The following is a 12,772-nucleotide window of genomic DNA, read 5'->3' as shown; positions in this document are numbered from 1 at the left end:
CTGGTCTCTGGCACCGGTTGAGAGCGCCGAATTTGAAGGGCGGGCCCGCCCAGGTACAGGGACAGTGCCGCCGTTGGTGCGGGCCCGGTATGTTGTCAGGCTATCGCCATGCGCAAGAGGAAGTTGCTATGCAAATCAATATCAGCGGGCACCACCTGGATCTGACCGACGCACTCAAGGATTACGTGAACAATAAACTGGAGCGCTTGACTCACCATCACGATAAAATCACCACTACCAATGTCACTCTGACGGTTGAAAAGCTCGAACAGAAAGCCGAAGCCATGCTGCATGTCAGTGGCAAAGACCTGTTCGCCGACGCCGTGGACCTGGACATGTACGCCGCTATCGATCAGCTCACCGACAAGTTGGATCGACAGCTGATCAAACACAAAGAAAAGCTACGCAGCCACAGATAACCTATGGATATTCAGTCAATTATCAGCCCCAGCCGCACCCTGTGCGGCATTGAGGGTGTCAGCAAGAAACGGGCGTTGGAGATTCTGGCCACCACCATCGCTGAAGACGTCCCGGCCATTGATGCCGACGATCTGTTTCGCCGTCTGATCGCCCGTGAGCGCCTGGGCTCAACCGGCATCGGCCATGGCATTGCCATCCCCCACTGCCGGGTGAGCAACTGCGATGGCACTCTGGGGGCCCTGATCACCCTGAAAGAGCCAATCGAGTTCGACGCGATCGATTCCGAGCCGGTGGACGTACTCTTTGCCATGTTGGTACCCGAGCACGCCCAGGATGAGCATCTGCAGACGCTCGCCTCCCTGGCCAGCATGCTCAACGACGCCAACTACCGGGACAGCCTGCGTCAGGCACAAAGCGACCGGGACCTGTATCAGGTCGCCGTCGACGGGCAGTAGGACCAGGCCCGGCGCCTCCGCACGGCCGGGATCAAACAACGTCAGCGTCATTCGAACGGCAGCACCCCAGGAATTGAAACTCCATGCATTTGATCATTGTCAGTGGCCTCTCCGGCTCCGGTAAAAGTACCGCCCTGCACGTCCTGGAAGACGTGGGGTACAACTGTATCGACAATCTGCCGGTCAGCCTGCTGCCCGCCCTGGTGGCCCAGATCCAGATTCACCGGGACACCGACGACCAGAAGTTCGCGATCGGCATCGACGTGCGCAACGCCTGGCAGGACCTGAGTATCTTCCCGGATATGATCAGCACCCTGAAAGACGCCCACATTCCCTTCCATGTGATGTTTCTCGACACCCGCATCCCGGTACTGATGCAGCGTTTCAGCGAAACCCGGCGCAAACATCCTCTGAGCGATCTGGACACCAATCTTCAGGAGGCCATCACCAAGGAACAGACGCTGCTCGAGCCGATTCGCGATACCGCCGATCAGGTGCTGGACACCAGTCACCTCAACCTGCACGAGCTGCGCGATCTGGTCAAAGAGCGCGTGGTCGGCCGGCACGAGGCAAGCATGGCCATCCAATTCGAGTCGTTCGGTTTCAAGCACGGGGTACCGGTCAACGCCGACCTGGTGTTCGACGCCCGCTGTCTGCCCAACCCGCACTGGAAGCCCAATCTGCGCTCCCAGACCGGCCAGGATCAGGCCGTGGTGGAGTTTCTCGAGCAGGAAGAGAAAGTCCGACAGATGTACGGGGACATTGAACACTTCCTGACGCGCTGGTTGCCCCACTACAAAGCCAACAGTCGCAGCTACATTACCGTGGCCATCGGTTGTACCGGGGGCCAGCACCGGTCGGTTTACCTGGCCGAAAAACTGCAGAGCCACTTTGTCCAACACTACGACAATGTCCAGGTGCGCCACCGGGAACTGAGTCAACGGGAAGAACCCTAATCACCATGCCGTCGACCACCGTCAAGATCGTCAACAAGAAGGGCCTGCATGCCCGGGCTGCCGCCAAGTTTGCGACCACCGCCGCCAATTTTGGCTGCCAGGTGCAGGCGCGCTGCCCCGGCAGTCAACAGTGGGTGGATGGCAAGAGTGTCATGTCGCTCATGCTGCTCGCCGCCGGTCATGGCTCGGAACTGGAAATCCACGCCGAAGGCGAAGATGAATCCAACGCACTGGAAGCCATTCGCGAGCTGATTGCCAATCGTTTTGAAGAAGGCGAGTAAACGATGCCGATTGAGGATTTGCGCCCTGCCCTGGCGCGTTCGGGTTCGCTGATCGCACTGGCACTGCTGCTTTTGATCCTGCAGGCCTGCGGGGGCGATGGCGGCCCGGGGCGGCTGGATGTGGTCGCCCCCCAAGCTGAATTGCGGCCTGCCCGCCCCGGCTCCACTTACGCTTCCGAGCTGATCGACTGCGCCCGGGTGTTCAATCGCGGGGGCAACAACAACCACGCTTTCTGCACTCTGGAGCGGCTGCCATTGCTGGGGCAGGAGCGTGAGACGCTGACTCCGGAGGCGGTACTTGAGCGCACGCTGGTCAGTGACGACTGGATGGCGCAACGCTTTGAACAGGCCCTGCGCGCCCAGCCTGACGAGCTGCTCCAGCTCTTCAAGGGGGTCACCGCCGTGGTGATCGGCGCCGACATCCGTCCTTCCTACTACTGGCTGTCCACCGGGGCCATTTACCTGGATCCGGCCCGACTCTGGCTGAATATCGCCGAGCGCGACACCATATCCGAAGCTCCCGATTATCGCAGTGACTTTGATCGCGAACTGGATTTCGATGTGCTCTGGCGCTATGTCCGCGACGGCGATTACGCCTGGCGCAACGCGCCATTGAGCGGCCCGGGACAGTCCCGGGAGCTGGAACAGATTCTCGCGCCTTTGGCCGCCCTGCTGTTTCACGAACTGGCGCACGCCAACGACTACTTGCCCCCGAGCGAACAACCAAACCTGGACATGAGCCTCACGCCGGCCCAGGCCGCGAGCCGGGTGCAATCGGCGAGCATTTCCGCCGCCCTGGCCCGGGATTATCCGCTCAGTTCCGAATTGATGATGGATCTGGCCGAAGTCATGTATCAGGGGCGCGATGCCACTGAGCAGGAACAACAACTGACCGCGCAGGAAGTCGGCCTGAACTTTTCGCAAGACACGGCCAGCGACTCTTACTCCTACGTCACCGCCAGCCGGACGCTGTTTCTGGAAGATACCGCCATGCTGTTTGAAGAGGTCATGATGCAGTACCACTTCGACGTGACCCGCGAACTGGCTTTTACCGACCGTCCCGACAGTGATAACGCCAGTTGCAATGACTTTACCGTTCGCTGGGGGCAGAGAGGCCGCGTTGGGCACGATTCACTGAAGCCGCGAGCCACTCTGGCCCTGCAATTACTGCTCGATCAGAACGATGTGCAGACCCACCTGGCCAACCTGCCCGACCCCGAACCACTGACAGAGGGCCTCGGGTGGTGCGCCAACCTGAGTCCCGCCGCCATTGGCGTGCACGCCGCGCCCGGTATGCCTTTGGTCGAGCCATTGCCAGAGCAGGACCGCCGCCACTCAGGCGGGCATCCACATCACGCCAACCATCAGTCCCGCACCGAGTACCAGAGACGATGAACCACGACGATTTTGAACAGGACGAGGATTTCAAAAGCAAATCCCAGCTCAAACGGGAAATGCACGCACTGCAGGATCTGGGCAAGGCCCTGACGGAGCTGAGCGAAGAGCAGCTCAATCGCCTGCCGCTCGAGCCCCGTCTGCACGCGGCACTGCTGGAAATGCGCCGCCTGCGCCACCGAGAGGCCCGTCGAAGGCAGATGCAGTTTATCGGCCGGCTGATGCGCGAAGCCGATCAACCCGCGCTGGAAACGGCCATGGAACAGTTCAACCAGAACAGTCGGGTCCAGGTTCAGCGTCAGCAGCAGGCCGAGCAGTGGCGCGACCGCCTGCTACAGGAGCCGGACGCGCTCCAGGCGTTCATCGACGACCACCCGGCCACCGATATTCAGCACCTGCGCCAGCTGCTGCGCCAGACACAGAAAGAACTACAGGCACAAAAACCCGCCAGTGCCCAGCGCAAGCTCTTGCGTTATCTGCGCGAACTGATGGGCTGACTTAGATGGCCTAATTTACCAGGGCAGATCGGTCCCGTCCCAGTGCAGAAAACGCCCGGTATCCTCGGGGCGGAGGCGCTCCATCACCCCCCAGAGACGCTCGGCGGTCAGCTCGGGGCTGAACAACCGATCCTCCGGCAGGGAGCGGGTAAAGGGTTGCGAGAGCGGGGTATCGGTGGTGCCGGGGTGCAGCGCCACCAGGCACAGTTGGCGATGAGAGCGGGCCAACTCCACCGAGGCGGTTTTTGCCAGCATATTGAGCGCGGCCTTGGAGGCGCGGTAGCCATACCAGCCACCCAGGCGATTATCGCTGATGCCGGCAATTTTGGCGCTGAGCAGCACCACGCGTGAGGCGCGCGCCCGGGGCATCAACGGAACCAGGTGTTTGAGAATCATCGCCGGGACGATGCTGTTGACGGTAAAATAGTGCGTCAGTTGCTCGGCGCTCAACTCCGACAGTTTCTTTTCCGGCATCTGCGGTTTATCCGAACCGGGATCGCTCCGGTGCAGCACTCCCACCGCGCAGAACAACAGCTCAACTTCCCCGTACTCATCCTCGATGGTCTGCGCCAGTTCGGCCAGTGCCGTTTCGCTGTAATCACAGGCAAGCTGTTGTTCTACCCGGGGCAAGTCGTGATCCCCCGAGCGGGTGACCGCGACCACCCGATGATGTTCGGAAAAATGGGGGATCAGCGCCTGGGCGATGGCGCTGTTGGCGCCAAAGACGAGTGCGACGGGCTTCATTGAACACCTCCTGAAACGATGACGGCGGGCGGACTCGGCGTCCTGTTTCCAGCAATACGTTTACCGAGGCAGGTGCGATCAGGCCAGAGGGCCGCGCGGCCCATCGGGAAGCGAAAAGTCTGACCAATTGTGAAATACCCGGTCCACGCCAAAGTCGCGCAGCTGCTGTTCGCTGGCGTGGGGACGATAGGCCCAGACGGTGGCGCCAGCCTGGGTGGCGGCGGTCAGGCCGGGCACACTGTCTTCGATCACCAGACAGTCTCTGATGTCCATACCGATCTGCTCGGCCGCCCGCTGATAGATTGCCGGGTCGGGTTTTGATACCGCAAGCTTCTGCGAATCAAACCGGCGGGCGGACGGAAAGTACACATCCAGCCCGGTCACCGAGAGTTTGAGCTCCAGCTCAAAGGTGCGGGAGTTGGTCACCAGCGCAAAGGGGTGAGTCAGTTGTGCCAGCACCCGCTCTATTCCGGGCATGGTGATCAGCTCGGTGCGCATCAGCTGTTCGGAGAAACGGCGGTTGTCCTCCATGAAGCCGTTCATGTCCGGAATGGGTTTGCCCAGCCGCTCTTCTACCATGGCGACACAATCGGGAAAGCTGTGTCCGGTAAAGGTCTCGGCCACCTCCTGTTCCGAGTAGGGCAACCCCAGAGTCTGTACCGATCGATGCAGGGCCCGGGTGGCGAGAATTTCCGAGTCGACCAGAACGCCGTCGCAGTCGAACAACACAGCTTTGTACAAAATATTTACCCCAGATTGTTAAAGGAAAGATAGAAAAATCGGTGAACGGCGCGTTGAGCCCGGCCCGCTTCGGGGTGCAGTGTTCCCAGACACGCCGTGAATACATCCCTGTAGGCTCGCATCGCGGGTCCCCCGCTCCACGGTCTGGGAACACTGCACCCCGAATCGGTCCTACCCATTCAGATTTACAACCAGTCTTTGTGTTTGAAATACAGGTAGGGCGCAATACCCGCCATGACCATGACCACCAGCGCAAAGACATAGCCGTATTTCCAATGTAGCTCGGGCATCAGGTCAAAGTTCATGCCGTAGATGCTGGCAATTACTGTGGGGGGAAGAAATACCACCGCGGCAATGGAAAAGGTCTTGATGATCTGGCTCTGTTCAATGTTGATGAAGCCCTGGGTCGAGTCCATCAGGAAGTTGATTTTGTCGAACAGAAACGCGGTGTGGGACATGAGCGTATCCACATCGCGTTTGATTTCGCGCGCGGTTTCCTGCAGTTCAAAGTGCTCACGCAGATGCCGCTGCAGAAACGAAATCGAGCGCTGGGTATCCATCAGACACAGCCGGATTTTACCGTTGCTGTCTTCCAGCTTGGCCAGCTTGTCGATGGCATCTTCCAGGTCGGCGTCTTCGTCTTCCAGCACCAGGTGGCTGACATCCTCCAGCTTGCGGTGAATATCCTCGAGCACGTCGGCCAGGTTCTCGACCTTCTGCTCAAACATGGTGATCATCAGATCCTGAGGTGAGGCGGCCTGCACCTGCCCGCGCCGGGCACGCATGCGCAACAGACGGAAGTCCGCCAGATCGCCATCGCGCAGGGTGATCAACCGCTTGTCCTGCAGGATGAAGGCGACCGTCACGGTGCTGTGCCGCCCCTCCCCCGGCGAGAGAAACAGGGAGTGAACGTGCAGACCGGCACCATCCTGAAAGTAACGCGCGGAGAACTCGATCTCCTCCACATCGTCAGACTCGGGCAATTCCGCACGCAGGAAGGTATTGAGCAGCCCGCGCTCTTCTTCCGTGGGCTCATGCGCATCAATCCAGACCGCATCATCCAGCGCCGCCTTGAGGTTATCTTCATCCACGGGCTGGTCGCGCAGCGTGGCGCCCCGGATATTAAACATTCTCAACATGAACGGGTCTCCTCGAGTACGGTAGAGTCAAGCTCGGTAAAATCAAGTCCGGTAAATCATCCCATCACCATAGCACAGTGATTTGACGGTTTGATGCCGTGGAGTATACAACAGACGCCCCCGGCCCGGATCTGTTAAAGTAGTGGTTTACCACAATAACGATCGCACAGGCCCATGCAAATCAACGACATCTCCGCCAACATCGACGCCAAAATGCACCGCCTGGAACAGCAGCTGGCCAACCTGAACGATGCCCGCGAGCGCGTCAGCGGCGACACGGATGCCCAGGCAGTGATCGACCAGGATATTCAGGTGCTCATGGATATGCGGGCCAAGCTGGTCAAATCCCGCGATCTGGCCTGGCAGGTACACCAACTGGGCCAACAGACGCAGGAGCAGAACTTGCGCATCCGCCGCCATAGGCGGTTGGGGCTGGGGCTGATCATTTTCAGTGGTGTGGCGCTGGTGGGATTGTTGATCGTATATCTGGTGGCTTTCTGAACGAAGAGACCCGGCTCTGAGCGCCGGCTGTGAAAGAAAACAAGCCCGGTGGGTTCGCTGAACCCACCGGGCGCTGGCGTTACTCTTTGACCGCGGCCGATTCCAGCAGGGGCTTGAGCTCACCGCTTTCGTACATTTCCAGCACGATGTCATTACCGCCGATCAGCTCGCCGTTCACCCACAGCTGAGGAAAGGTCGGCCAGTTGCCGTACTGGGGCAAACCCGCACGAATGTCGGGGTTCGCGAGCACGTCCACGTAGGCAAAACGCTGGCCACACGCCATGACGGCCTGGGAGGTGCGCTGAGAAAAACCGCACTGGGGCGCATTGGGTGAACCCTTCATAAAAAGAATGACCGGATTCTCTTCAATTTGCTGTTTGATGCTTGCCTGTACGTCGTCCATAGGACTTGCTGACCTCTTGGTTGTGCGTGGTTGTGCGAATTCACGTTAAATCATGGAAATTACCGGAGCGCCCGCCGGGCAAAAACCCAGTGTGCGACTCAAGTATTATATTCTAACGCAGCCGACGCGGGGAAACCAGTCAGCCACCCGCCAGCCGCTTTTTGGTCAGACGTGTCGGAGCATGACTGAGCGGATCCTCGGGCCAGGGGTGCTTGGGATAGCGACCACGCATCTGTTTGCGCACCTCCGGGTAGGCACCCTGCCAGAACGACGCCAGGTCGGCGGTGATCGCCAGCGGGCTGCCGTTAGGTGAGGCCAGATGCAAGCGCAGAGGCACCCTGCCCTCGGCCAGCGCCATCTGCCGGCAGCCAAAGAACTCCTGCAGCTTGCCGCTCACCTCAGGCAGGCCGCCGTCGGGATACACAATCGCCACACGCCGTTCGCTGGGCAGGGTCAGGTGCGTGGGCAATAGCCGATCCAGCGCCTGGAGGACGTCATACCCAAGATAAAACGCCAGCCCCTGCTCCCAGGGCAGCGCGTCGGGCCGGTTGGCCGGGCCCAGGAAGGGCGCCAGCCACTGCGCCAGTTGACCGAGCAGTGCCGCCTCACCCAGATCGGGCAGGCTCAGCAGTTGGTATTCCGCGGCCAGACGTGCCCGGCGCAGCAATTGTTGGGCGCCCTGGCTCCAGGGGTACAGATCCAGGCCGTGATGCTGGATATCCGCCACCAGAGCCGGCGCCACCGCCTCCGCCGTCAGGGGCTCAAGATCCTCCGCGCTCACCGCGCCGCCCATGCGCCAGATCACCCGCCGGCGCCAGCCTTTGCCCCGATGTTCCAGCTGCGCTTCCGGCTCGCTCAGCTCGCGCCTTTGGGCGGCATTCAGCTCCAGCGGCCAGCCCTGTCCCATGTGACCTTTACCGCGCGCCGCAATCTGGGGAAAGACGGCCCAGTCCTCACTGAGCGGCGTTTCCGGCGCCACGCTGATGCCACTGTTCAGGCGGTAGCGGCCAGACGCCTGCCGATGGCCAATGCGATCGCGAAAGGCCCAGGCCAGACGCGTCGGCTCAAGGTGCCCGATCTCGCGGACGGAAGCACCCAGCACCCTGAGCCACCGCCGGCGCTGTTGTTGCCACTGGCGATTGCGCTCCAGCTCCCGACCGGCGGAGCCCAGCCAGTCATCGCTCTCACCCGGCGTCCGCCAGTCAAAATGCAGCGCCAGGGCCAGCCACAAGACCGCGTCGGCCAGGGCGCCCTGCTCCCGGACCTGATCCTGAAGCAGCGCCGCCAGACGCGGATGGGTGCCCAGCGCCGAGACCTGCCGCCCCGCCTCGGTGATTCGATTGTCCGCATCCAGCAGTTGCCAGGACCGCAGCTGGGTCCGGGCCTGATCGAGGGCCATGGGGTTGGGCGACTCGAGCCAGGGCAGGTCCATCACCGGCGAGCCCCAGTGCGCCAGACGCAGGGCCAGGGGCCGGTAGTCGGTAGCGCGAATCTCCGGCTGCTCCGCCGGCGCCAGTACCTCTTCCGACGACCAGAGCCGGACACAGTGTCCCTCCTGTACCCGCCCGGCCCGGCCCCGGCGCTGCTCGGCGCTGGCCCGACTGATTCGCCGGTCGCGCAGGCGGCTGATGCCGGTACGCTGCTCGTATTCCGGCTGGCGCACCAGCCCCGAGTCGATCACCAGGGTGACGTCGGCAATGGTCAGGGAGGTTTCGGCGATGTTCGTCGCCAGGATCAGGCGCGGACCGCTGGCCGGATCCAGCGCCCGATTCTGTTCCGCATCGGGCACCCGGCTGTGAAGCCGTTCCACCCGCGCTCCGGGGTGAACGCGACCCAGGGCCCGGGCGCAGGCTTCGATCGCGCCCCAGCCGGGCAGAAACACCAGGGCGGTCTGCACTTGCCAGTCGGGCAGATTCTCAAGGGCGCGCAGCAGTTGCTCGTCGATCGATTCACGCCACTGGCGCGAGTCTTTGCGCGGCGGCCGATAGTCCACGCTGACCGGGAAGCAGCGCCCGGGGGCGGCGATCTGTTGGGCGATCTGTTGGCGCAAGGCCGGATCGGGGGTGGCGGACATGAGCACCAGTTGCAGGTCGTCGCGCAACAGTGCCACTTCCTGCAGCCAGGCCCAGGCGGTGTCCTGATCGAGGCTGCGTTCGTGCACTTCATCGAGCATGACCGTGGCCACCCCATCGAGCCCGGGATCGCGCAGCAGGTGTTGCAGGAGGATGCCCGGGGTCATCACTCGCAGCCGGGTCTCGGCGCTTTCCTGGCGATCAAACGGCACCTGGTAGCCCACGCTCTGCCCGACGCTTTCGCCCCGCAGTTGCGCCAGCCGGCGGGCTAGGCTGCGAGCGGCGAGCACGCGCGGCTGTACGAGCCAGACCTGTTGCCCGGCCGGGGCGAGCTCAAGCGCCCAGAGCGGTGCCAGGGTGGATTTGCCAGCCCCGGGCTCGGCTTCGAGCAGCAGTGGCCCTTGCGACAGAGCCTGCTCGAAGTCGGCGCGGTAGTCACTCAGAGGCAGGCTGGGTAGTTCAGTCGTCATCACATTGTTTTCCGGGTTGCGGGGATGGCCAATCACGAACTCTTTTCAGGTCAATTCCTGTATGGAGGTTTGGGGAACCTTCGGTGTTTGCATCAACGTCCGGCCCGCTCAGGGGTAAGGTCTTCCCGGACACGGCGTAAACCCATCCATGGGGCCTCTCCACCAACATCCTGTTGGTGACGGTCCGGGAAGACCTTACCCCAGATCGGTCCTCCGCACCTTGTAGAGCCCACCGAACGAACCCGTAGGGCAGGTTAGCGGTAGCGCCACCTGCCACAGAGATTATCAATTCCCAACATTATTTCCGGAAGGTTTGTATCTACGAAGCTCGGAGGACCGATTTGAGGTGGATTGTTTCAAGACCGTCAACCGCGGGACTAGTGTTGACGAGTTACAGGGGCCGCTCTATGGCATCCATGCCATCGCGGCATTAGTGAATCCCTTCACGTCACGTACTCGCCACGTGTCTTGAAACAATCCACCTCAAAGCGGGCCGGACGTAAAGCAACCACCTGAAGTTTCACATCCGGCTATCTCTGAGGGTCCCCCCCCTACCACCGATAATCAACATTCAGACCGGCGCTCAGATTGCGTCCCGGGGCGGGCTCGAAGGAGCGGCCGCTGCCCTGGTTGACAATCACCGAGCCCACATAGGTCTCATCGGTCAGATTCGCCGCCTTGGCCCAGGCCTCCAGCGTCCAGTCGCCCCACTGCTGATGGGAGTCCACACTCAGATCCCAGAGCGTGGCCGAGGGGGCGAAGGTCTCATTGTCATCCCCCGTCGCAATCTCACTGCGATAGCGGCTTACCAGGGCCAGGCCGATGCGGTCGTCCAGCAACGGCTCCCAGCGTAGCTGGGCGTAGAGATTGGTCTCCGCGATTCCCGGCAGTTGGTTGCCCTGCCAGGGTCCTTCCGAATATTCCGCATCCAGATAACTGGCGCTGAAGCGCGCCCACCAGGCCGGGGCCAGGGACAGCTCGCCACTGACTTCCAGGCCCCAGCGCTCGGTGGCGGCGGCGTTGCGGTAGGTGGTGCGGCCCCCTTCCGACTGATCCACCACCAGCTCATCCTCGCTGTCAATCTGAAACAGGCTCATATCCAATGATGCGAACTCATCGGCCGGGGTAAAACGCAGCCCCAGCTCGCTCTGGTCATTGACGGTGGGGTCCAGCGCCGTGTTCAGGCCGCTGCCTTCATTGCGGTAGGCCGTCTCGGTCAGAGTCGGGGTTTCGTGCCCGCGCCCGGCGCTGGCATAGGCCTGCCAGCGCGCGTTCACCTGATACTCGACGCCCAGCGCGCCCGAGAGAAAGTCGTAGTCGCGGCCGCCGCTGTCGTCCGGGTTGCCGGGCGAATCGCCCTCGGGTGGGACGATAAAATCATCATCGACACTGAAGTCCAGATCGCTGTGGCGCAGACCGCCGGTCAGCTCCCAGCGCTCGGCCGGCGCCCAGGAGAGAATGCCGTACAGATCCCGGCTGTCCACTTCGCCCAGCTCGTCCCGGCGCAGGTCGCCGGTTTCGCCGTTGTTGTTCACGTAGCCGCGACGGCGGTCATCCATCTGTTCCAGGCTGACCCCGACCGTCGCTTCCAGGGGGGTGCCGGCCAGTGTCAGATCGCGGGTGTAGCTGCCGCGTGCACCGGAGAAGTCCCGGGTCAGATCGATGACCGCCCCCGAACTGGTGATATCACCGCCGGGAAAGGCCAGCCACTGATTCACTTCCCGCTGGCCGCGCCAGAACGCCAGCTGCCACCGGTTTTCCGATTCGCGCTGGCGCAGGCTCACCGAGCCCTGGCGGTGGCGGATACTCTTGCGGGTGTTGAAGGTCTCGGCCCGGTCATTACCGGCCTCCGGGTTCTCGCGCCACTGCTCGGGGCTCAGGCCCAGGGGGTCCTGCAGCAGCGGATCTTCGCTGGTATCCAGGCGCACCACCGTTTCAACACCGCTGTCGGCGCGATGGTAGACCTGGGCCCCACCGTGACGACGCTCGGCCTCGGCGTGGGGGCGCTCGCCGTCGCTCTGAAAGCGCGAGCCCCGCAGACGCGCCCCCCAGTTGCCGGAGGCCCACTGCCCGCTCAACGCCTGGCGCTGACGATCGCCGTCACCGGCCAGCAGGCGCACGCCGAGCCGATTGCTCTCGGGGGCGCGACTGTCAAAGCGGATCACGCCGCCAGCACCGTTGCCGTAGAGCGCCGCCAGGGGGCCGCGTAGCACCTGGACCGACTCGACGTCATCCACCATCAGGCTGGAGAGCTGCCCCTGACCATCCGGCGTGCTCAGGGGAATACCGTCCATCTGCAGATCGATGCCGCGCACCCCGAACGCCGAGCGGGCACCGAAGCCGCGCAGGGTCAGACGGGTATCCTGGGCGTAGTTGGAACGACTGTCGGCCTGCACGCCGGGCAGGCCCTGCAACAGTTCGGCGCTGTCGATGCGCATTCCCGGTTGCTGCCGGTCCATGGCAAGACGCGCGGCGCCGGGCAGTTGTTCGGCCAGATCACCTTCGCGGTCACCGGTCACCACCAGGGTTTCGAGGCCGTCGGCCTGTGTGGAGAGAGCCAGAAACGATACGGTGCCCAGGGCTACCTTCAGAAACTTCATACGCATTAAAATCCGATATTCAAAATGGAATGGTGGCCCATCAACTGAGGGGCCACGCAAAAGTACGCAAGCCTACCAAAACGGGATCTTTTTATCAG

The 12,772-nt window shown here is 62.3% G+C and carries 13 protein-coding genes; 7 read left to right on the top strand and 6 right to left on the bottom strand.

Annotated features, from left to right (window positions below):
* Positions 1-128 precede the first annotated feature (128 nt).
* The 6 genes from hpf (at position 129) to yjgA (ending at position 4,004) form a co-directional block, all read left to right on the top strand.
* Entirely contained in the window at positions 129-419 is a 291-nt protein-coding gene (gene hpf, locus AAE484_RS07725) for a ribosome hibernation-promoting factor, HPF/YfiA family (protein ID WP_341937787.1), read from the top strand.
* 3 nt (positions 420-422) lie between these two features.
* Positions 423-875: a PTS IIA-like nitrogen regulatory protein PtsN gene (gene ptsN, locus AAE484_RS07720; RefSeq protein ID WP_341937786.1), complete on the top strand. Its 453-nt coding sequence runs from the start codon at positions 423-425 to the stop codon at positions 873-875.
* Positions 876-958: 83 nt separating this feature from the next.
* Positions 959-1,831: an RNase adapter RapZ gene (rapZ, locus tag AAE484_RS07715; RefSeq protein WP_341937785.1), complete on the top strand. Its 873-nt coding sequence runs from the start codon at positions 959-961 to the stop codon at positions 1,829-1,831.
* 5 nt (positions 1,832-1,836) lie between these two features.
* Entirely contained in the window at positions 1,837-2,112 is a 276-nt protein-coding gene (locus tag AAE484_RS07710) for an HPr family phosphocarrier protein (RefSeq protein ID WP_341937784.1), read from the top strand.
* A gap of 3 nt (positions 2,113-2,115) precedes the next feature.
* Positions 2,116-3,507, top strand: a complete 1,392-nt coding sequence (locus tag AAE484_RS07705; RefSeq protein ID WP_341937783.1) for a hypothetical protein — start codon at positions 2,116-2,118, stop codon at positions 3,505-3,507.
* On the top strand, positions 3,504-4,004 hold the full coding sequence (yjgA, locus tag AAE484_RS07700) for a ribosome biogenesis factor YjgA (RefSeq protein ID WP_341937782.1): 501 nt from the start codon (positions 3,504-3,506) through the stop codon (positions 4,002-4,004). Before AAE484_RS07705 ends, yjgA begins: the two co-directional genes overlap by 4 nt.
* A gap of 15 nt (positions 4,005-4,019) precedes the next feature.
* Here the strand turns inward: yjgA and AAE484_RS07695 are convergent, their stop codons facing one another.
* From AAE484_RS07695 to corA, 3 genes are all read right to left on the bottom strand, one after another.
* Positions 4,020-4,748, bottom strand: coding sequence for an SDR family NAD(P)-dependent oxidoreductase (locus AAE484_RS07695; protein ID WP_341937781.1), 729 nt, complete (start codon positions 4,746-4,748; stop codon positions 4,020-4,022).
* Positions 4,749-4,826: 78 nt separating this feature from the next.
* Positions 4,827-5,489 carry an HAD family hydrolase gene (locus AAE484_RS07690; protein WP_341937780.1) on the bottom strand — a complete coding sequence of 221 codons (663 nt, stop codon included), beginning with the start codon at positions 5,487-5,489 and terminating at the stop codon, positions 4,827-4,829.
* A gap of 185 nt (positions 5,490-5,674) precedes the next feature.
* Entirely contained in the window at positions 5,675-6,628 is a 954-nt protein-coding gene (gene corA / locus AAE484_RS07685) for a magnesium/cobalt transporter CorA (RefSeq protein ID WP_341937779.1), read from the bottom strand.
* Between the two features lie 174 nt (positions 6,629-6,802).
* On the opposite strand from corA, the gene AAE484_RS07680 reads away from it, so the two are divergent.
* Positions 6,803-7,129 carry a hypothetical protein gene (locus AAE484_RS07680; RefSeq protein ID WP_341937778.1) on the top strand — a complete coding sequence of 109 codons (327 nt, stop codon included), beginning with the start codon at positions 6,803-6,805 and terminating at the stop codon, positions 7,127-7,129.
* A 79-nt stretch (positions 7,130-7,208) separates the two neighbouring features.
* Here the strand turns inward: AAE484_RS07680 and grxD are convergent, their stop codons facing one another.
* The 3 genes from grxD to AAE484_RS07665 all read right to left on the bottom strand — a co-directional run bounded on the left by grxD (position 7,209) and on the right by AAE484_RS07665 (position 12,674).
* Positions 7,209-7,532: a Grx4 family monothiol glutaredoxin gene (gene grxD / locus AAE484_RS07675; protein WP_341937777.1), complete on the bottom strand. Its 324-nt coding sequence runs from the start codon at positions 7,530-7,532 to the stop codon at positions 7,209-7,211.
* A 139-nt stretch (positions 7,533-7,671) separates the two neighbouring features.
* Complete coding sequence (hrpB, locus tag AAE484_RS07670; RefSeq protein ID WP_341937776.1) at positions 7,672-10,074, bottom strand: ATP-dependent helicase HrpB; 2,403 nt, start codon at positions 10,072-10,074, stop codon at positions 7,672-7,674.
* Positions 10,075-10,625: 551 nt separating this feature from the next.
* Positions 10,626-12,674 carry a TonB-dependent receptor family protein gene (locus AAE484_RS07665; protein WP_341937775.1) on the bottom strand — a complete coding sequence of 683 codons (2,049 nt, stop codon included), beginning with the start codon at positions 12,672-12,674 and terminating at the stop codon, positions 10,626-10,628.
* Positions 12,675-12,772: the final 98 nt, after the last annotated feature.

Source organism: Marinimicrobium sp. C2-29, from assembly GCF_038419845.1.
Classification (GTDB): Bacteria; Pseudomonadota; Gammaproteobacteria; order Pseudomonadales; family Cellvibrionaceae; genus Marinimicrobium.
The sequence above is the reverse complement of the archived record's forward strand: the minus strand, read 5'-3'. Positions and strand labels throughout refer to the sequence as shown.